The 20,049-nt window shown below is 43.0% G+C and carries 22 protein-coding genes and 3 pseudogenes; 5 read left to right on the top strand and 20 right to left on the bottom strand.

All coding sequences use genetic code 11. The annotated features are described in order from the left end of the window. Positions 1 to 107: 107 nt before the first annotated feature. From ABUE36_RS13990 to ABUE36_RS14040, 11 genes and pseudogenes are all read right to left on the bottom strand, one after another. Entirely contained in the window at positions 108 to 1,466 is a 1,359-nt protein-coding gene (locus tag ABUE36_RS13990) for a TcaA 3rd/4th domain-containing protein (RefSeq protein ID WP_421016960.1), read from the bottom strand. Positions 1,467 to 1,742: 276 nt separating this feature from the next. After that, positions 1,743 to 1,799 (bottom strand): annotated as a pseudogene (locus ABUE36_RS13995) (zinc-ribbon domain-containing protein); the annotation flags it as partial. Between the two features lie 82 nt (positions 1,800 to 1,881). Then, entirely contained in the window at positions 1,882 to 2,619 is a 738-nt protein-coding gene (gene istB, locus ABUE36_RS14000; protein ID WP_014386885.1) for an IS21-like element helper ATPase IstB, read from the bottom strand. Positions 2,620 to 2,628: 9 nt separating this feature from the next. Next, on the bottom strand, positions 2,629 to 3,852 hold the full coding sequence (istA, locus tag ABUE36_RS14005; RefSeq protein ID WP_003555353.1) for an IS21 family transposase: 1,224 nt from the start codon (positions 3,850 to 3,852) through the stop codon (positions 2,629 to 2,631). Between the two features lie 137 nt (positions 3,853 to 3,989). Then, positions 3,990 to 4,730: a hypothetical protein gene (locus ABUE36_RS14010; RefSeq protein ID WP_421017495.1), complete on the bottom strand. Its 741-nt coding sequence runs from the start codon at positions 4,728 to 4,730 to the stop codon at positions 3,990 to 3,992. Positions 4,731 to 4,826: 96 nt separating this feature from the next. Next, positions 4,827 to 4,901: pseudogene (locus ABUE36_RS14015) on the bottom strand (zinc-ribbon domain-containing protein); the annotation flags it as partial. Positions 4,902 to 4,915: 14 nt separating this feature from the next. After that, on the bottom strand, positions 4,916 to 5,641 hold the full coding sequence (locus tag ABUE36_RS14020) for a hypothetical protein (protein WP_421017496.1): 726 nt from the start codon (positions 5,639 to 5,641) through the stop codon (positions 4,916 to 4,918). Positions 5,642 to 5,686: 45 nt separating this feature from the next. Then, a pseudogene (locus ABUE36_RS14025) lies at positions 5,687 to 5,752 on the bottom strand (zinc-ribbon domain-containing protein); the annotation flags it as partial. A gap of 389 nt (positions 5,753 to 6,141) precedes the next feature. Further along, positions 6,142 to 6,414: a hypothetical protein gene (locus tag ABUE36_RS14030; RefSeq protein WP_238331084.1), complete on the bottom strand. Its 273-nt coding sequence runs from the start codon at positions 6,412 to 6,414 to the stop codon at positions 6,142 to 6,144. Then, positions 6,411 to 6,731, bottom strand: coding sequence for a hypothetical protein (locus tag ABUE36_RS14035; RefSeq protein ID WP_421016961.1), 321 nt, complete (start codon positions 6,729 to 6,731; stop codon positions 6,411 to 6,413). The genes ABUE36_RS14030 and ABUE36_RS14035 overlap by 4 nt, the downstream gene beginning before the upstream one ends. A gap of 189 nt (positions 6,732 to 6,920) precedes the next feature. Next, on the bottom strand, positions 6,921 to 7,211 hold the full coding sequence (locus ABUE36_RS14040) for a hypothetical protein (RefSeq protein ID WP_161002713.1): 291 nt from the start codon (positions 7,209 to 7,211) through the stop codon (positions 6,921 to 6,923). Positions 7,212 to 7,401: 190 nt separating this feature from the next. On the opposite strand from ABUE36_RS14040, the gene ABUE36_RS14045 reads away from it, so the two are divergent. From ABUE36_RS14045 to ABUE36_RS14055, 3 genes are all read left to right on the top strand, one after another. Next, positions 7,402 to 7,845 carry a LytTR family DNA-binding domain-containing protein gene (locus ABUE36_RS14045; protein ID WP_161002059.1) on the top strand — a complete coding sequence of 148 codons (444 nt, stop codon included), beginning with the start codon at positions 7,402 to 7,404 and terminating at the stop codon, positions 7,843 to 7,845. Then, entirely contained in the window at positions 7,842 to 8,288 is a 447-nt protein-coding gene (locus ABUE36_RS14050) for a DUF3021 domain-containing protein (protein WP_161002058.1), read from the top strand. Before ABUE36_RS14045 ends, ABUE36_RS14050 begins: the two co-directional genes overlap by 4 nt. A gap of 83 nt (positions 8,289 to 8,371) precedes the next feature. Continuing rightward, a complete protein-coding gene (locus ABUE36_RS14055; RefSeq protein WP_421016962.1) occupies positions 8,372 to 8,902 on the top strand; it encodes a hypothetical protein in 531 nt (176 codons plus the stop codon). A gap of 138 nt (positions 8,903 to 9,040) precedes the next feature. Here the strand turns inward: ABUE36_RS14055 and ABUE36_RS14060 are convergent, their stop codons facing one another. The 9 genes from ABUE36_RS14060 to sufC all read right to left on the bottom strand — a co-directional run bounded on the left by ABUE36_RS14060 (position 9,041) and on the right by sufC (position 17,654). Then, positions 9,041 to 9,694 (bottom strand): response regulator, encoded by a 654-nt coding sequence (locus ABUE36_RS14060; RefSeq protein ID WP_161002056.1) that lies wholly within the window; start codon positions 9,692 to 9,694, stop codon positions 9,041 to 9,043. Beyond that, positions 9,687 to 10,739, bottom strand: coding sequence for an ATP-binding protein (locus tag ABUE36_RS14065; protein WP_161002055.1), 1,053 nt, complete (start codon positions 10,737 to 10,739; stop codon positions 9,687 to 9,689). Before ABUE36_RS14065 ends, ABUE36_RS14060 begins: the two co-directional genes overlap by 8 nt. Before the next feature lie 404 nt (positions 10,740 to 11,143). Continuing rightward, positions 11,144 to 12,025, bottom strand: coding sequence for a helix-turn-helix domain-containing protein (locus ABUE36_RS14070; RefSeq protein ID WP_161002054.1), 882 nt, complete (start codon positions 12,023 to 12,025; stop codon positions 11,144 to 11,146). A 60-nt stretch (positions 12,026 to 12,085) separates the two neighbouring features. Then, complete coding sequence (locus tag ABUE36_RS14075; RefSeq protein ID WP_161002053.1) at positions 12,086 to 12,412, bottom strand: metal-sulfur cluster assembly factor; 327 nt, start codon at positions 12,410 to 12,412, stop codon at positions 12,086 to 12,088. A 45-nt stretch (positions 12,413 to 12,457) separates the two neighbouring features. Next, entirely contained in the window at positions 12,458 to 13,864 is a 1,407-nt protein-coding gene (sufB, locus tag ABUE36_RS14080) for a Fe-S cluster assembly protein SufB (RefSeq protein WP_161002052.1), read from the bottom strand. Further along, complete coding sequence (sufU, locus tag ABUE36_RS14085; protein ID WP_161002051.1) at positions 13,864 to 14,331, bottom strand: Fe-S cluster assembly sulfur transfer protein SufU; 468 nt, start codon at positions 14,329 to 14,331, stop codon at positions 13,864 to 13,866. The genes sufB and sufU overlap by 1 nt, the downstream gene beginning before the upstream one ends. Next, positions 14,309 to 15,556: a cysteine desulfurase gene (locus ABUE36_RS14090; protein ID WP_161002050.1), complete on the bottom strand. Its 1,248-nt coding sequence runs from the start codon at positions 15,554 to 15,556 to the stop codon at positions 14,309 to 14,311. Before ABUE36_RS14090 ends, sufU begins: the two co-directional genes overlap by 23 nt. Next, positions 15,546 to 16,847 carry a Fe-S cluster assembly protein SufD gene (gene sufD, locus ABUE36_RS14095; protein ID WP_421016963.1) on the bottom strand — a complete coding sequence of 434 codons (1,302 nt, stop codon included), beginning with the start codon at positions 16,845 to 16,847 and terminating at the stop codon, positions 15,546 to 15,548. Before sufD ends, ABUE36_RS14090 begins: the two co-directional genes overlap by 11 nt. A gap of 12 nt (positions 16,848 to 16,859) precedes the next feature. Further along, entirely contained in the window at positions 16,860 to 17,654 is a 795-nt protein-coding gene (gene sufC, locus ABUE36_RS14100) for a Fe-S cluster assembly ATPase SufC (RefSeq protein ID WP_161002048.1), read from the bottom strand. A 172-nt stretch (positions 17,655 to 17,826) separates the two neighbouring features. On the opposite strand from sufC, the gene ABUE36_RS14105 reads away from it, so the two are divergent. Continuing rightward, positions 17,827 to 18,045 carry a FeoA family protein gene (locus tag ABUE36_RS14105; protein ID WP_161002047.1) on the top strand — a complete coding sequence of 73 codons (219 nt, stop codon included), beginning with the start codon at positions 17,827 to 17,829 and terminating at the stop codon, positions 18,043 to 18,045. Between the two features lie 4 nt (positions 18,046 to 18,049). Beyond that, entirely contained in the window at positions 18,050 to 20,041 is a 1,992-nt protein-coding gene (feoB, locus tag ABUE36_RS14110; protein WP_421016964.1) for a ferrous iron transport protein B, read from the top strand. Positions 20,042 to 20,049 lie beyond the last annotated feature (8 nt).

The raw sequence follows: 20,049 nt of genomic DNA on the forward strand, positions 1-20,049 counted from the left end.
AACTATGAAAAAAAATAAATAAAGCGTGTAATCCCTCAAAAAGGGATTACACGCTTTATTGAAATATGCCGAGGGACTCATCGATCGGGAAATTTAGTTTGGTCAAATTAATAACTTAAATTTTGACTAACATACCTCTGGTTCGTTTGATATGACTCATCATCAGTTGAATCCGTATCTGAATTACTATCGTCAGAATTATCAGTCGAATCTGAGTCGCTATCCGAAGCGTCTGAACTGGAATCATCGTCATTGCTGGAGTCTGAATCACTGTTAGAATCCGAATCATCATCCCCCGGTGTCGACGTATCACTAATTTTCTTGGTAGCATGGATGCTCCTAATCTTGCCAGCGCTGCCAGTACCATCAAGGATAGCCACGTACTGGAAAACCTGCGTATGTGAGGCCCCACTGTCACCATAAAACTTATATTTCACGTTATAAGTGGCCTTTGTTTCAGCGTTCTTATTAGGCACTACGTGGAAGTCTTGGACGGTGAAGTTTACACTACTGATCTTTTTGTCATTATTGTAGTTCTTAGCCATGCTAACAATATCTTTATACTGTTGGCTCGACGTGCCATCGTCAAACAGAGAAGCAAGATCAGAAGGAACATCACCACTAGCTGACAGTAAGTCCATATCTGTGAAAACATCAGAAATTAAATTGTGAGCATCGTCATGAGACATCACTCCTGGGAAGCTGACAGATACTTCCTCATCTTCGTCTGAGTCACGAATTTTGCGTTGATTAGACGTAGCCTTCCCACCGTCGCCGCTGTAAACCATCGTTAATTCCATGTCATTAGACCACGGAATGTCCTGAAGATACAGGGAGCCTGTATTATCCAGGTTGCCATATGATTTGTTGTTGATCCTAACCTCAGCGCCAGGATAACCCTTTGCTGTGAAGGAAATCGTCTTTAACTCTAGATAAACGTCGCTAGCATTACTTGGCGTAAGCCAATAGTTACCGTCATTTTTCATGTGGTGCCCATGAACATTTCCCTCAGCCGTCAATTCGTATTGCCCAGCAATATATGGGCCAAAGCTGTGCGAAACGCTCGTCATTGTGGTTTTGTATGCGTGTTGATTGTTGACCGTCAGTTTGATATTCGGTTGATTGGTTCGTAACTTAGCCGAAAAAGTTTTAACCTTGATTTTATATCGTGGAAATAATAACCATGCCCGTCCAGAAGGGGCAAATGAATATGCGCCATCTTCGGTCACACCGTTATTTTTGAGTTGTGACTCAAACAGCTTCATCCCCGAGGGTTTATTTTTCAATTCCTTGATCAAGGGTTGCAAACTTTTGTGACTCAGTTTGAATTGTTTATCAGAAACCGCAAAGTTTTTTGCTAAATTCTTATCGTTCTTTTTAACAGAGGTCATTGCGCGCTTCAGTTGATTATCTTGGGAATAGTAGTTTTTGCCAAACATATATCCACCGGCTAAGATAATAAGCACAATGGCGGCCGTAATCCACGGCCATTTTTTTGTTTTTTTAGTTCTTCGCGTTGGTGCTGAACTGACAGCTGACGGTTTAGGGGCAGCTTGTGACTGAACAGGCTTACTTGCTTCTCTAGTGCCAGTGTGAAGCACACTATTGCTCTGACTGCCTGGCTGATTTGGTTGATTGAAACGATTACCAGACTTGGGAGCAGCCGACGCACTTGCTGGTTTACTTGCTTGACTTTCGTTACCGACATTCTTTTTTGCCGCTTTATAGTTAGCAATGTTAAATCCACAATTACCACAGAATAGCGCACCTGGTTTTAATTTTGCACCACAATTTGGACAGAATTGTAGTGAATCTTGTTGAGTGTCAAGGGCAGTTTAAAAATGTAGGTTTTCGGCAGAAAGAAATGTAGGTTTTCGGCAGTTACTTGAGGCCACGTAATCGGTAAGATTTACCAGTGATCTTCACTACGTGAACATGATGAACCAAGCGATCGAGAATGGCTGCTGTCACAGTTGGGTTCTGGAAAATATCAACCCAAGCGGATAGATCACTATTGCTGGTAATGATCGTTGAATGCTTTTCATAGCGGGCATTGACTAGCTGAAATAAGAGGTTAGCTTCTTGGTGACCAATTGGCAAATACCCAATTTCATCAATAATTAATAGGTCATAGCGCGAATAGCGGCTTAGAGATCGATCAAGCAGTCCTTTTTCGTAAGCTGCTCTCAATCTAATCAACAGCTCATGACAATTAATAAAGAGAACCCGACAGCCCTGTTTACAGGCCTCAATCCCAATACTAATTGCCAAGTGGGTTTTACCGACTCCCGGATTGCCAATAAAGATTAAGTTTTCAGACTTTTCCATAAAAGCCAGATTCTGGAATTCCAGAACCTCTTGGCGATTCATACTGGGTTGAAAGCTAAAATCAAATGTATCTAGGGATTTTGTATTGGGGAACCGAGCACGGCCAATGGCCCGTGCAATCTGACCTTCGTGTCGATTCTGGAGTTCCGAATTAGTTAAATCAATTAGCGCCTCAGTTAATGACAGATTATCAGTGTGAATTTGATCAAGGTAATTCGGCAAGTATTCACGGATTTTGTTTAACCCTAAGCGCTCAAGATTATTTAAAAGAATTTGATTATTAGTGGTCATGGTAGCCTCCTATAAGTTGTCGTAATCAGTCATATGTTCACGAATGTAAGCTGAAATGTCTTCATCTGTCCGCCCTTTAAGCAAATCAGATTTGAGGATATTGAACTGATCTTGGGGGTCATAATTCAGCGAATTGGTAGTTATGGAGTGCGTACGAATTTCTTCTCCGTTATAATAAATGTGAATGCGCTGCTCATCATTGGAGATTTCAACAGCAACCGTACAACCAATGTATCGCGGATCTACTGAGTACTTACATTTGCGGAAATTGATCATGGCCTCCTTCGAAACGACACGGGTAATGTTTTCTTCGAAGTATGGTTCAAGGAGATTAACTGGAACGCGATGAAGGTACTCTTTTTCTTCGTCTAACCATTTCAGGTACGGGACTTCGTCCGTGGCCTGCGAAGTTTCATGATTTAGATCATCTCGGAGCATATGAACTAGTTCGATTAGCTCAGTTCCATCAGCAAATTCAGTATTGTATGGCCGTAAACGTTCAACCGTGCGAGCAAGGGCTTCAACTGCACCTTTAGTTTGTGGTCTGAATGGTCGACAAGCAATTGGTGTGAAACCGGCATCTTTACAGAATTCGTGGAACCGTTCGTTAAAGACAGCGTGGCCAAACTGGGATTTTGTATGATCCACAACGGTTTTCATATTATCAAACCAGATTTCCGTCGGAATACCTCCGGTATGAAGGAAAGCGTCGTGTAAGCAAGAAAAGAGGGTATCTTGGCTCCGATCAAAGGTTAGTGTCATATATTTGAGTTTTGAATAAGGCAATACATACAAGAAAATATTGAATTTAAACAGCTCACCCTCGCTGCTCACTAGGGCCATTTCTTCTTTCCAGTCAACTTGAGCAGAGAGACCAGGGGAATGTTCAATCCGAATGGTAGCTTTCTTAACTCGTTCTCGGCGGGTTTGGCGACAATAATCTTTCACGAGGGTATAGCTGCCGGTAAAGCCCTTCTTCTGGATAAATTTAAAAATTGAAGCAGCCGAACAATTTAGTTCAAGCTTTGAATCGATGGTTTGCTTGAATGGATCCAGTAAACTTGGCCGTTTCGGTCGACCACTTGGTCGGCCCTTAAGTCCAGCTTTGACTTCCTCATAGGCTTTCTTAACGGTTCGATAATCAACATTATATTGCCGGGCAATCTCGGCGAAGTTAGGCTTAATATTTTCAGTCACGTAAATCGTCACTCCTTCTCTTAAATCACGTCTCACATCAAATTCCTCCTACACTCTGATGTGATTCATGATACAAAAAATGTAGGAAAACCAACAGTTCTAACCTGCCGTTTTCCTACATTTTACGGGTGCCTTTTACATTGAGCCATGAGTTGATCCTTTCCTTGTTTTATTTAGTTCAAATAATGCATGTTTTCTATGCGCCTAACTTCCTGGTTAAACTTCGCGCCGTTTGGCATTGTTTTAACTTTCTTGCTTGAAATTGCAGCATCGAAATCAAAACTAGGTTTATGAATATCTAGGAGTCGTAAATGTTTTGTCCCATAAAAATAGTGAACAATTTGCTGACGCGAATTAAAGTTCTTTTGACCTTTGAAATTCTGTGACCAACCCATTGTTTCCACTTTGCCCTTGAAAGTGGCCCCAGCTGCAGACTTATCGGACACTCCGAGCGACTTAATCAAATTAATTTCAGCCTTATCATTCTTTGGCAATCCTTTTTGTATACTTGCGAATTGTTCTGGCCAATAAAGTTTCGTTAAATATTGCCCGTCATTGTAATCTAGCTGCAACTGCGATCCTTTTTTATGAATCGGAATACGGCTCGAAACTAAAAATATTTGATTATTATTGTCCGACGGCACCTCAACAGTCACCATATTGATGAAATGATCATTAATTTGAATATATGTCTTAGGAATAAACTTAAGCGTATAACTCTCTGGCGCGGCATCATAGTCATGTGGCATTGAGTAAATGTCATAGCGATTTCCATAATATTGTTTAGCGCCGAAAACGCCTGCCCCAATAAGCACGATTAGACCAACAATCAACGCGACTAGCTTTCCACTAGTAAGTTTCCCATGTCGGCGGGGTTTTCTGGTTTGTTTAGTAGCCTGTTGTTGTGTTGCCAATCCTTGACTCATCGTTGCTTGCTGAACGTCTGTCCCATTGTTGCTCGGAGCAGCCGCTACGCTATTTGCTGAACTAGCATATTCACGATTAGCCGCCCCACAATATGGGCAAAACTTAGTCGTCCGCGAAATCTGTTTGCCACAGTTTGAACAAAAGACCTTATCATCCATTTATCTATACCCCACTAGAACTGTTTAAGCAGCGACATCAAACTTGATAAAGCAGACTGCGCGGCAATATCGGCAACGATGAAAAGAAGTACATTAATGACAACTGTCGTTAATATCGCTGTGTAAGCGGAATCGAAACTACCTGTTACACCCTGTTGTGGTGCAACAGACAATAGGCAGCCACTCAGCAAGATGAAGAGTTGTAAGACGACTAGAATGGTGTAAAAGCCCACGCCATTCGTTGAATTAACAGCAAACGAATCAAGAAATTGAACAACAGCCAAAACTAAAATGCTACTTGTGTAGTGAGCAAGTCTATTCGTGTAAGCTAAGAACGTTTGATCAAGATTGTGCGTAGCATAGTGGCTAAAACAGTAGCTAACGCCAACAAAAATGGCATAGATTACCAAACCGACAAAGATAAATTGCATCCAGAATGACGACTTGGCACCGCTTTGAGTGCTGGCACCAAAGGCTCCAAGCATTGAAGAACCCATTTGTTCAACCCGCTGAATAACGGTGTTGAATGAAAACGCGTTAAGCAAAATAATAATTGCAAAATTGATTAATCCAAAATATTGTCCCGCGCTCTCATCATTATTAAATGGTTTTTTCAATGCATCCCATAACCATTGAAAATAATTCGTTGCATAGCCTTGAACGGCCGTAACAGTTTGGTTAGGTTGTGCTGGCGTAGATGTAGGTGCGGCTTGGGGTTGGCTTGGTTGTACAGGTCGCACTTGTTTAGCAGCCCCACTCGTTTGCCCCTCAACTGGCAAAACGAAACCACACTTGGTACAAAATTTATCATCAGGAGCTATTTCAGCTCCACAATTTGGACAATACTTCATTGTCCATCCCCCCTTTTTCGTAAAAAATATTTATCGAAAATCACCTTCAAATCAAAAATGCAATTTTTAGGAGACCTTCACATAATGAGCACTACATTCGCATTTTATAACAGAATAAAATGCACTTTATATATGCTATACTAGTATATCCTTTTTACGTTAAATATAAATAATTCATTTTCCGATTTCGAAAAAAATCCTCAGCATCTCGGCCAAAAACCGAGTTGTTGAGGATTCGTTTGCAATCATTTATTGTTTTCAAAATTCAATCAATGTAATAGTTTCAGAATTGCAACATTCGCTATGCAGCCGATGACTATAGTTGCATAGCGAATGTTATTGCGCCTATCCCAGTGTTGTTTACGTCTATTACCAGACAAAAAATCCCGTTACTGACGACTGATATACACCTCATGACTTCTAGGGAACTCACGTTTAAAAGCCTGTCGCAATATCACCTTACCTTCATGATTATCAAGTGAGACGCGTTTCGTTTCATTTCGGTATCCCTGCTCGGTCACAGTCAGTATGTGTTCCGACCGTTCAATCTTTAATGAGCGATCTTTTTTACGCGTTAACAACACAATTGCGACACTTTTACCAGGTTTGCACACTTGTTTCAGGATGTTTTCAGCCTGTTTAACTGGAATTAAACGCATCATCCTCGCTCCTTCAAAAATCGTTCCAATTCGTCAGTGAATGTTCGTTTTTGTAAGTCGGTCGATACGAATAGCACCGTTGCTAATTGGTTGTTAACATAAAAGGCCACCCGGGCCGAACCAATCGTGCCCAAATTTAAACGAAACTCATGAATGGAACGCCCGTTAATTCGCTCATGAGCGGCAATTTTTGTTTTGCTCATACCGCTGTTGATCTGTTCATCAACAGCTTCTAAAATTTCTGTTTGCATCTGATGCTGCTGGCTTCTGAACTTCTTGAAAAAAGACTTGCAACCCGCCTTGTCAAATATCACTTGCATCTTAACGCACTTCCTTCAGTTAAGGCGTACCAGCTTAGGTCCTCCTTGACTATTGAAATTACTACACTTTTTTAATTTACAACAAGTCGCTAAAAAGAAAACGCGGAATTCTGATTTTGAAATAAATCGGAATTCTGCGTTTTACATTTATCGATTTTCTAAAAACATGCGCGCACTACAGTTTCTGATTTACTTCATCTGGCGTCGCTTAATTTCATCCAGTTGATAACTGTAGACTTGATGCGGTTCGTCGATTTTACCATCACGCTGTTCCAAAAAATCTGACGGAATATCATGATCTGATAAAACTTTAACAACGCGCCGCATATCCCCAGTGAACCACTCGATGTTGTCCTCAACATATGGTTGTGTGCTTAAACCAAACTCATACACGCGCAATGGATTAATCACAACAAGTAGCTTTTTCTTTCCCGAATCGGTGATGCGATTAACGTGCCGCAACAATTTTTGTGGAGTCATTCTATTCACCCTTCCTGTTGTCCAGTCTAACAGACATGCTGCTAATCTTTCTTTGATTTTGCTTGAAAATCCAAACGGTTAACATAAAATTAATGACCATTTATCCTGTCAAACTGACCGTTTGTCAGTAAAGACATGACAGTGACGCAATTTCTGCGTATGGTTAATTCAACAGAAGGGAGTGCTTACGGTGAAAATAAATTTTGAAATCATTTCAACAATTTTGGAACCATTCATCACCATTCACGCCGCTGAGAAAACGCCACAGCTTGTCCAATTAAGTGATGAGATTCAACAATTATCTAATTCGCTAAATCTAACTGGCTACCGCGACACCAAACGTAAAGTGATCTCCGTTTTAGAGATTAACCGCATTCAAACAAGCGGCAAACGTGTTATTTGCCAGACGCCTGATGGCGAGTACGAACTACATCAACGTATTTATGAGCTCGCTAGTACGCTGCCCCATAATTTATTTATTCGTACTTCAAGTAGTGAAATCATTCGCATAGCCTGGATCAAGGAATTTGCTCTAACACCGACCGGAATGTACCAAATTATTTTACGCGACGGTCAACAAACGTACACTTCACGAAGATACACGCGTGAAATCAGAAAGGAGCTACTCTCATGAAAAAATTAATCAACTATCTTCTTAGAGGAATAACCATTGGTATTACAACTGGTTTCCTAATCAGCCTAGCCTTTGCATTTATTTATCAGAGCAAAGACTACGCGCCTTCCGCGCCAACTTTCATGTCCCATTTCTCCTCGTCTACCTCAGCCACCGCTGTATCTGCATTACTCTGGGCCTTGATCGGATGTGTATTTGCAATTTCTAGCTTGGCGTTTGAAGTAGACCGATGGAGCATTACTAAACAAACAATAGTCCACTTTCTAATTATCTATGTTGGTTTCACCCCGCTGGCCATTCTTTGTGGTTGGTTCCCTTTAAACTTCTTCTGGCTTTCGTTTTTCACCGTCATTTTTGTCATCGTTTACTTCATCATTTGGTTGACTTCCATGACTACGGCCCGTCACGAAGTCCGCGCCTTTAACGCAAAATTACATGATTGAAATCTGTAATCACCATAATTCTCCCATCTAAACCAAACCAATCGGAGCCTAACATGTAAAACATCGATTTCACTAATATCGTCTTGGCACTTTTTGTACTATATGCCGTACTCAAACGTCAATTATCACCTCATCGAATTCAGCTCAATCTAACGTTTTATCTTTTCTTGATTTTGTTTGGCGCTGCATCAGTTTCCGATGCCATTACGCATAACTATTTGATCGTTACAGCAGATGCAGGACTGTTCGTCTTAGGATCATTAATCAGTGCTGTCTTATTTGGTTATCTGCGAACACTTTCTTACCGCCTGTGGATTGATAAAACTGGCACAGTCATGAGACAAGGTAACTGGGAAACAATTGTCTTATGGATAGTTGGTTTATTCATCCATTCTTTAGCCAGCCTGTCTTGGCACGGCAGTAATGCAACCATCTTGTTGTATCTTGGCATCACATTATTGGTTCAACGCGGATTAGTTTGGATACGCGCTAAAAGACAATATCCAGAAGCAATGGCTAACACTGTAACACTAAATGAAAACCGGCACGCAGAACGTGAGCAGCGGCGTCAACGCAGACGTGAGGAACGAATCACACGTCATAACAATGCTTAAAAAAGGCTTGAGAACTCGACCAAATTAGGTCTGCGATTCTTCAAGCCTTTTTAGATGACTAAACTGTATTTCGGTTCCACGTGTAACATTTTTAAACTTTTCAATTACTAGTGTGATTCCGTCAATCAATCTCATCATTTAGAATTCAATCAAATGATGCTTAATAGCATAACGTACCAAGTCGACATGAACATGGATATCCAGTTTGCGCATAATATTTGCCTTGTGTGCCTCGACAGTTTTTGTCGAAATGAACAGTTTGTTAGCAATTTCCTTATTCGAATAGCCGAGTGCTATCAGCGGTAGAACCTCTCGTTCACGTTTTGACAATGCTTGATAGCTACCAAGTTCTACATCAGTGGTATCCGGGTTGATCTTATCGATATCTGATGCCGTCATTTTGATATTACTATCGAGGTATTTCTTCCCGCTCGCAATAACTGTCAATCCGTGAATAACCTCTGTGTCGGGTGAGCTTTTAAGCACGTATCCCATCGCACCATTTTTGATGGCCTGATTAATATAAGTTCGTTCATCGTGCATCGATAAAATCAAAATTTTAGTCTTGGAAAACGCGTCATGCAAACGTTTCGTTGTCACCAAGCCATTTTCACCGGGCGGCATGCTGAGATCCATGACCAATATGTCAATGCCACCTTCTTCTACACGCAAAGATGCTTCAGTTCCAGTCGCGGCCTCGTCAACCACCCTTAACCCAGGCTGTTTATTGATTAAATAAGTCAGACCAGAGCGAACAACCGCATGATCGTCTGCTACTAATACACTAAGCATCCGGAAGACTTCCTTCCATCACTTTAATCGGAAACTTGACGGTAATTGTGGTACCAATGTCAAGTTTTGAGTCAATTTCAAAAACACCGTTTAACGCTTTAATTCGATCTGCCATATCATGTAAACCTAATGAATGACCGTTAAATGCTTGGTGGTCGGCCACTTCAAAACCGACACCATTATCAACAATTTGCAGTGATACATAATGTTGATGTTCCACAAACAAAAGGAGAACTTCGGTCGCCTCAGCGTGTTTCAACACATTATTGATGGCTTCTTGGGCAATTCGATACAACGTATTTTGAACCGCTGGGGTTAAGTTATCGCCAGTTGCATTGCCGGCCACGGTAATCGTAACACCAGTCGCTGTTTCAATTCGTTCCGCCAGTGTTTTAAACGCTTCAACTAGCCCAAAGGCATCCAATACCGATGGCCGAACATTGATTGCCATATCCTTTACTTCATGCAATGTGTCACGTAATTGCGCTTCAATGATTCCTGTCCGTTTGCGCATCACATTAGCACCTTCACAGCAGCAAGATTCGTTCAGTTTACGCACGCCCATTATTGCAGCATAGACACCTTGTGCAATGCTGTCGTGAAGATCTGCAGAAATCGTTTTGCGCGCTTGTTCCTGAGCGGCATTGATCGCACAACTCTGTTTGCGTCGGTCAGCTAGCATATTCACACGATCAATGGCGCCACAGCTTTTAAGTGTCAACGCAAACGTGTTAGACGCCGCATCAAGCACCGTGTAAGTCATGGCATAATTTGTGAGTTGGCTGTCGGTGCACTGAGACAATACAGGCATTGAAAAGTCAGTCATTGAATCTATCACGCGGCAGTGTTGACAGCGGTCGCGATCATGATGACGACTTAACGTTGCTTGAACAATTTCAATCAAGTACTGAGGCGAAAAGTTTAACTTATTTTCCAAAGTCTGTGCCAAGGCATTACTGGCAACTAATTCGTCGTCTTGAAAGATCAAAATTGCCTCAGGTGCCTGTTCAAAGTAATTATGAATCGATTGATCTTTATCAAACACAAAATAACCCCCTTCAAACACACACTAAACGACTGTTACCATGCTGTTTCGCACACTAACTAAAATCGCTCAAGAGGAGAGGGCTGAACTCCGATAACATCTAAACCTTTTGATTAGAATAGTTCACTATTTCACAAGAAATGAACTATAATCCCTGAGCACGACCGTCTTTATACGGTCACATTGATATAAAATAGCTTAACATATACAGACCGTTTGTAAACGCTTACCGAGAATTAAACTGCACTTCTTATTGGGTTGTACGCAGTCTAAAAGGCTCTTGTAATCCTAGTCGACACGGTTTATGTATCGTTTCTCTAAATAGATACGACACAAACAAAAAACAGCAATGATCTACTCCAAATCGGAGCCTGTCATCGCCGTCTTTTTCGCTGCCTGTTCGGTTAATTACTACATTGTTGTTTAAATTGGCATTTTAAAGCGGCCAACTTCACCTGAACAACCTCATTGCGGTTAATTCGGGCAAAGGCCAAGGTCTCGTCTAACAATTGCTGAATTTCCGTGGCATCATGCCGCAAGTTAATTGCATTTTGTGCGGCCAGAAACTTAATACGCGACAAGTAATATGTCACCCGTTCGTCACAGCAAATTTTCAAACCTGCCTCAATCAGCCAATTACTACGACGATAGTTTTGCTGGGCGGCATAAAATTCCGCCGTAAAGAAAATGAGCGTCAACACCCGAAGATAGTATTGGTTTTCATCCCCCAGCGCCTCGTGTTGATTGAGACGGATGTATTGATACACTTTGTCAAAGTAAAATGATGCCTGCTTTTGCTGTTGATGGCGATCATACATAATGCCCGATCCCAAAAAGGCCAACTGCGTGAAGATTGTTTGATGTTTTTCATCCAAATCATTTAGAATCCGCGCGAAATCAAAGAGAATGTCATCTGGCTGTCGATTAATCAAGGCGTTTACAATACCGCGCAAATAACACAACTGCATCTTACTATTCAGCGCATCAATCTGTTTGTCATCAATTTTGGCGAGGCGTTTGAGTACCCCCTGATAGTTTTCAACCATCAATTCGCGCTCAATTTCGTCTAACTTTGTTTGTAACTCAACGGCGGTCGATTCCCCTTGATATAAGTCGTCTACCGTCATGCCCAAACGAACACACAGTTTACTCAGGATCGACAAGGCCGGCACACGGCGATTGCTTTCAAACTTACTTAAAGTAGCCTGCGTGCAAATTCCCTGGCACAACTTAACTTGTGAAATTTTAAGGGCTTTGCGTCGCTGAACAAACACTTGTGTCTCCATTTTGGCACCTTTCTGTCATCGTTTAATACGGACTTCATTTTGGACGGGCGTCACACCCTTTTATTCATGAATGCCCAATGCCACTTTGGCGTAACGGGTCATCATCCCCATGTTCCATGCTGGCTCCCATACGAGATGAATATCACAGTCAGTAACACCGTCAACTGACAGCGCCGCTTCCGTAATGGCATCATCTAACATGTTCCCCAGTGGACAACCCATAGTGGTCAGCGTCATAGCGATGTCACAATGACCGTCAACGACTGTCACGTTGTAAATGAGACCTAAATTCACCATGTCGATTCCTAATTCGGGGTCGATCACGTCAGCGAGTGCCGTCATAACCGCTGTTTCCGTTTTTGATAATGCCGCTGCTTCTCTTAACATTCGCTGTCCTCATCTTTTCATTTCAATAATTGAACTCAATGCAATTTAACCAATCGATCCTTCCATTTCGAAGCTGATCAAACGGTTTAATTCCACGGCATATTCCATCGGCAACTCTTTAGTAAAGGGCTCAACGAACCCCATGACGATCATTTCGGTGGCTTTTTCTTCGGAAATACCACGGCTCATCAGATAGTACAATTGCTCCTCAGAGATCTTAGAAACCTTTGCTTCATGTTCCATTGAAACGTTGGCATTATTGATCTCGTTGTACGGAATTGTATCTGATTTCGACTGATCGTCCATGATGATGGTGTCGCATTCCACATGCGCCAGAGAACCGTCTGAATGTTTGCCAAACCGCACAGTTCCTCGATAATTCGTCGCGCCACCTGTTTTTGAAATCGACTTTGAGACGATTGAACTAGAGGTGTTTTTCGCATTGTGGATCATTCTGGCGCCAGAATCCTGCAAGATGTGATTACTGGCCACCGCAATGGACAGCATGGTACCCCGAGCACCTTCACCGTTCAGATACACACTCGGATATTTCATTGTCACTTTTGAACCAAGGTTGCCGTCAACCCATTCCATCGTGGCATTCTCAGCGGCAGCTGCACGTTTCGTCTCAAGACTGTAAACGTTGTCCGACCAGTTCTGAATCGTTGTGTAGCGACAATAGGCGTCCTTTTGTACATTCACCTCAACCACTGCCGCATGCAAACTGTCCGAAGAGTAGTTCGGCGCCGTACAGCCCTCAACGTAATCAACCTTGGCGCCCTCTTCGACGATAATTAAGGTTCGCTCAAACTGCCCGGAGTTCTCCGAATTCAACCGGAAATAGGATTGAATTGGTGTACTCGTTTGCACGCCCTTAGGCACGTAAATGAAAGAACCACCAGACCAAACTGCGGCATTCAACGCTGCAAACTTATTGTCCGAAGGTGAAACCAGTTTACCAAACCACTTTTTGAATACATCTGGATATTCCCGAAGAGCAGTGTCCGTATCCGTAAAGATAATACCTAACTTGGCAAAGTCATCACGCATGTTGTGGTAGACCACTTCAGACTCATACTGTGCTGACGAACCGGCTAAGTAATCCCGTTCAGCTTCTGGCACGCCAAGTCGGTCAAACGTTTTCTTCAAATCTGCCGGTACGTCATCCCAATCACGATACTTTTTATCCGTCATTTTTTGGTAGTAGTGCATGTTGGCCAAGTCCAATCCCGACAAATCTGGCCCATACGTTGGCATCGGCAATGATTGATAAATTTTGTACGCCTTCAAACGGTAATCGAGCATCCACTGTGGTTCGTGTTTGGCCGCCGAAATTTCGCGGACCGTTGCCTCAGTTAACCCGCGCCCCGTGGAGTAGGCCGGCTTAATATCATCATGAAAGCCGAACTCGTAGTCTTCATCTTTAACTGGTACTGCAGTCGTTTCTGACATTACGCCTCACCGTCACTTTCTTCTTGTTGATTGCTCAATAGCGCCCGCTGTAACGCCCACCAAGACAACGTTGCACACTTAATTCGAGCTGGAAAACTAACAATACTGGATAAAATTGCTGCATCATCCAATTCGTCTAAATCTGCTTGATAATGCTGTTTGCCCATAACCATATCAGAAAACGTCTTCGCCATTTTAAGCGCGTCATCCTTAGTTTTGCCAAGAACCGCATCGCTCATCATACTAGCCGAGGATTGGCTAATCGTGCAGCCCTCTCCAGTAAAACCAATATTAGTAATGACATCGTCTTCATTTAAATCAATATCTAAATTAATAACATCGCCGCAGGTTGGATTTTTCACAGTCATCGTTGTCGTCGCATCGGTCAGTGCATGTTTGTGATGTGGATGGTCGGCGTGGTCCAAAATGACTTCCCGATATAAACTATTCAGCTTTGATAAGCTCATGACTAAAGAACTCCTTTGTTTCATTCAGTGCGTGAATTAAGCGATCCACATCATCTTGGGTATTGTAGATATACAGGCTGGCGCGGGCCGTTGCCACTAAACCGAGCGTTTCCATCAGTGGCTGTGCACAATGATGACCAGCGCGGACGGCAACGCCTTCCATATCCAGTGCTGTGGCAACATCATGAGGATGCAGTCCCTTAATATTGAACGCAATAACGCCAGTATGTCTCACAGGATCATTTGGACCGTAAACCTCAATCTGATGATCAGCAGTCAGCTGTGGCAGCAAACTGTTAACTAATTGCTGCTCATGTGCCTGCACATTGCTCATCCCCAGATTTTCCAAATAATCGATGGCAGCACCTAATCCCACTGCACCAGCGATATTTTGAGTGCCAGCTTCAAACTTCCATGGCAATTCATTCCAGGTGCTTTCGTACCTGTGAACAAAATTAATCATCTCACCGCCAAACTGATACGGAGGCATTGCGGCCAACAAATCCCGTTTACCGTACAAAACACCGATTCCGGTTGGTGCCATCATTTTGTGACCAGAGAAAGCGTAAAAATCAACGTCGAGCGCTTGAACGTCAACAGGCATATGTGGCACCGCTTGAGCGCCGTCGCAAACCATAATGGCCCCATGTTGATGTGCCATTTTAGTCAGCGCAACAATGGGATTGACCGTTCCCATTACATTACTGGCGTGAGCCACTGCAACAATTTTAGTTTTATCCGTAATCTTAGTGTCAGCGTCTGCCATGTCTAATTCACCGGTTGGCGTCAGCTCAATGTACTTTAACGTCGCATGTTTGCGCAAAACCAATTGTTGCCACGGAATGAGGTTGCTGTGATGTTCCATAATGCTAATCACGATTTCATCGCCAGCCTCAATGTTGGCTTCGCCATAAGTACTAGCAATCAAATTAAGACTGTCAGTGGCGCCTTTCGTGAAAATTACTTCAGCAGGCTCAGCAGCGTTGATAAAGTGAGTCACTTTATGACGAGCATCTTCATATGCGACTGTTGCACGTTCTGCCAGCGTATGAACGCCACGATGTACGTTGGCATTATCTGTTTGATAAAAGTGTGTCAAAGCGGCCACAACTTGATTAGGCTTCTGGGCCGTCGCCGCATTGTCTAAGTACGTTAATGGTTCATCATTAACTAATTGGTCAAGAATTGGAAAGTCGCCGCGTAGATCACTTATATCAGTTTTCATCAGTCAGCTTCCTTTCAATCGTCGTAATTAGTTCCTGCCGAACAGTCTTGGCTGGAATCGCACTCAGAACAACCCCGAGAAAACCGCGAATGACCAGTCGCTGCGCTTGTTGTCTGTCGATTCCTCGACTCATCAAGTAATACAGTTGCTGTTGATCAACCTGACCTACACTAGCGGCGTGACCCGCCAATACATCATTTTCATCGATGAGCAGAATTGGATTAGCATTTCCGCGCGCTTCGTTTGACATCATCAAAAGCCGGTTTTCTTGCTCGGCCTTAGCCCCTGAAGCACCGTGAATAATGTCACCGAAACCATTAAATACCAACTGTGATCGTCCTAAAAGAACCCCGCGTTGCAGAATATTGCCAACTGAATGTTTGCCGCGATTGGTGACGCCATTATTGATGCCCATCCTCACCGTACCATCTGTTATGGCAATCATTTTCGAGTCAGTTTCTGCGCCTTCGCCTAATAAATTCGTATCAATGTTACCAATGGTGTTGCCATCGTTGAGCAGCCCCACCGCCCAGTCAATATTTGCATGATTGGCAGCCAATCCACGACGTTCAAAGTAAGTCACCGTTTTAGGGCCAAACGCATCTAGGGAAGAAAAACGAACCCGACTGTCTTCGGCAGCATCAATTTCAACAAAACAATTTGCTATGTTTGCCGCCTCACCAACCGTTGATAAATGTTGGGTGAAAGCAAACTCACTACCTGCTTCAGCAACAATTAAAACGTGCGAAATCAACGGGTGGTCGGCCTTCGTGCTGTCCTGGATAATATGTGCTTCAATTGGTTGGTTCACCACAACCCCGCGCGGTACATATATGAAGATGCCACTTGTTAACATTGCCATATGGTAACTCGTCAACTTTGTTTCATTCGTTTTAATAACATTAGTCATTAAATGCTGTTTAACCGTCTCAGGATATTCGCGCATGGCATCGAATAAATCCATCACTAGGACACCTTGCTTAGTGAGCTCTGCTGGCAACAACTTAACTTGTGTGGTTGTTTGACCAACCTGAACGATACTAATTTGCTTATCATCCGCTTTTGCGGTAGTTGCATCTAAATCGGATTGAGCCAAACTGGCTGACGATGACTGCCAATGTATTTCCGTAGACGGCATCATTTGCCAATTCCTGTAATCAAATCGCTGAACCCGTGGCATCTTCAACGTTGGCATCTGGTCCATTGCTACGCGTCGTTTGTCTGTCATCCATGCTGGTTCATCATGCTTCGTCACCGTGTCTTCAACCAGTGGCATTGTTTCTTGACTCATGATTACTGCCTCCTAGTTTTCATCCACAAGATCAACATCTAGGCCAAACTCATCACGGAGACCGGCATAACCTTCATCTTCAAGTTTCAAGGCCAGGTCTGCACCGCCAGTTTTGACAATGCGCCCACCCATCATTACGTGAACAACATCAGGTTTAATGTAGTTTAGCAAACGTTGATAATGCGTAATGATTAAGGCACCAAAATTGTCGCCACGCATGGAGTTCACGCCCTTAGCAACCACCTGCAAGGCATCGATATCCAACCCTGAATCAATTTCATCTAACAGTGCAAACGCTGGTTTGATCATTAATAATTGCAGGATTTCGTTCCGTTTCTTTTCACCACCGGAGAAACCTTCGTTTAAGTATCGCTCCGTCATTGCTTCATTCATATCAAGGAGGTCAAGATTTTTATCTAATTCCTTTAAAAAACTCATCACTGAAATTTGGTCATCTTTTGGACGGCGGGAATTAATAGCAGCCCTTAGAAATTCAGCGTTGGTAACGCCAGGTATTTCAGCTGGATATTGCATTGCCAAGAACAAACCTCGACGGGCACGTTCATCTACTGGCATATCAAGGATACTGTTGCCATCCAATAAAATATCACCTTGTGTCACGTGGTAGGCAGACTGCCCCATGATGGTTTCAGACAAAGTCGACTTCCCCGTTCCGTTTGGTCCCATGATGGCATGAATTTCACCCGTACTCATGGAGAGATTAACACCCTTCAAAATTTCCTTGACGGCACCACTTTCACCATCTTGTACTTCTACATGCAAATCCTTAACTTCGAGTGTTGACATTCTCTTTGACCTCCATCGGTTGTGTTCTTGTGATTAATTTCGTGATCTTAAATATCTAAAACAAGTATATTCTGGAATATTCCTGTCGGTATATTAGGCATCTCCCTAATATTTATGAAAACCCTTTCGTGATAATCTTTAACCATTATCAACACAGGAAGGGCGTTATCTTATGGAAATACAGGTCTCGGTCAATGAACAATTAACCGTTCATTGCATGGATCACCTTGAAAAACGAATCTCTAGGCAACTTCATCGTCTAGGAATCGAACCAGGTACCGTCCTAACCGTCGTGCGCCGTTATCCGTTTCACGGTCCGGTAATCATTGAATTCGATGGCCAACGTATCGGTGTTCGTGACGCTGTGTTGCAAACCTTAACGAGGCGCTAATGTCATGACAACCGTTGCACTATTAGGTAATCCGAACACTGGCAAATCGACATTTTTCAATCGTTTGACCAACCAATATGCCAACGTTGGCAATTGGACGGGCGTCACCGTTGACCAGACATTAGGGAATATTCCAAAATCAAACATTAACATTATCGATCTTCCCGGTATTTGCTCGCTAACTCCAATAACAAAGGATGAAGCCGTCACCGTAGACTATCTGCTGGAAAACAACCCGACTGACGCTATTTTGAACATCGCCAACGTGTGTCAACTCAAACGAAATCTTCTGTTATCTATCGAGTTGTTAGAACTCGGCAAACCACTAATATTGGTCCTGAACATGATGGACGAACTTTCACAAAGCGGCGTTCACTATGATCTCGATATTTTGTCACAACATTTGGGTTGCCCCATACGCGCGACTGCTGCTCGACAAAATAGTGGTGTCGATGAGGTTCGTGCTTGTTTGTCTGACCAAACTACAGTAACCGCATCTGATCCGCTGGAATTGGATTATCCTAAAGCCATTTCAGCAGATATTCGCGACGCCACAACACAATTGGTTAAAAAGCATCGACTCTCACAAAATTTTGCTCGTTGGTTAACTATTCAATTCATGAGCGACAACGATGCGGTGGTTAAATATGTTGATGAACATCGTTTAGACACGTTATCAGAGGGGCGCCAAACGTACCGCGAGCATCATTATGCAGACCAAATCTTTCACGTGCGACTTACTTTCATCGAAGACACGCTTGCCGCGGCTACAAATTTTACTGAAAACCATCCTCAAAATACCGTTACTGCTAAAATTGATTGCTGGGTTACACACCCAATCTTAGGATTGCCTATTTTCGTCGGGATCTTCTGGTTCATGTTTAAGCTCTCGTTTGACTGGATTGGAACACCATTGAGCGATTATTTAAACGCGCTCCTGTCCGGACCACTCTCTGAGGCCGCAAATCATTGGCTAACTGTTGTAGGTGCCTTACTCTTTTTAAGATCACTGATTGTTGACGGTATCATTGCTGGTGTCGGCGGCGTGCTGACATTTATTCCCCAAATTTTTGTCCTGTTTGCCTGCATTACAGTGTTGGAAGATTCAGGTTATATGAGTCGTGCCGCCCTAGTCACTGATCGATTAATGCAGCTCATTGGCTTGAACGGCCAGGCATTCATCCCACTGATCATTGGCTTTGGTTGCAACGTAACCGGCATCATAGCCACGCGAACGATTGAACAACCCCGTGAACGTCTCGTGACGACCTTAATCGCGCCATTTATGAGTTGTTCCGCTCGACTGCCAATCTACAGTCTGTTTGTTACCGCCTTCTTCAATCAACACCAAGCTGTAATCGTTTTATCCCTATATTTTCTCGGTATTGTGATTGCGTTAGCCATGGCTAAATTTTATCAACTGGTCTTTAAATTAAAAGACGCGAGCAACTTTGTTGTAACCTTGCCAAATTATCATCGTCCTCGATTAGACCTCGTCATTGCCGGTGCTTGGGAAAAAGGCAAAGGTTTCGTCAAGAAAACAGGAACCGTTATTTTTGCCGGCACAATACTCGTTTGGTTGTTGTCTAACATTGGTCCACATGGATACGTTATTAACATTGACGCCAGTTTTTCAGCAATTATTGGTCGTTGGTTGCAACCGGCCTTCGCGCCACTTGGCATTACTAATTGGCAAACAATCAGTGCATTGATGACTGGGGTACTCGCTAAAGAAGTCATTAGTTCCAGTATGATTGTCCTATTTCATTTAAGTGGGCAAACCAGCTTAGTGACAACATTCAGCACACTGTTTACGCCGCTATCCGCATACAGTCTGTTAGTTTTCATTCTGATTTACGCCCCATGTTTTGCGACGCTCGGTGCTATTAAAACCGAAACGGGTTCCGTTAAATGGGCCATCTATTCGTTAATTTCAAGTACTGTTTTGGCTTACGGATTGGCGCTAATTATTTTTCAAGTTGGCTCGTTATTCTGACAAGGTTT

It is taken from the genome of Furfurilactobacillus cerevisiae, from assembly GCF_048961765.1.
GTDB lineage: Bacteria > Bacillota > Bacilli > Lactobacillales > Lactobacillaceae > Furfurilactobacillus > Furfurilactobacillus milii_A.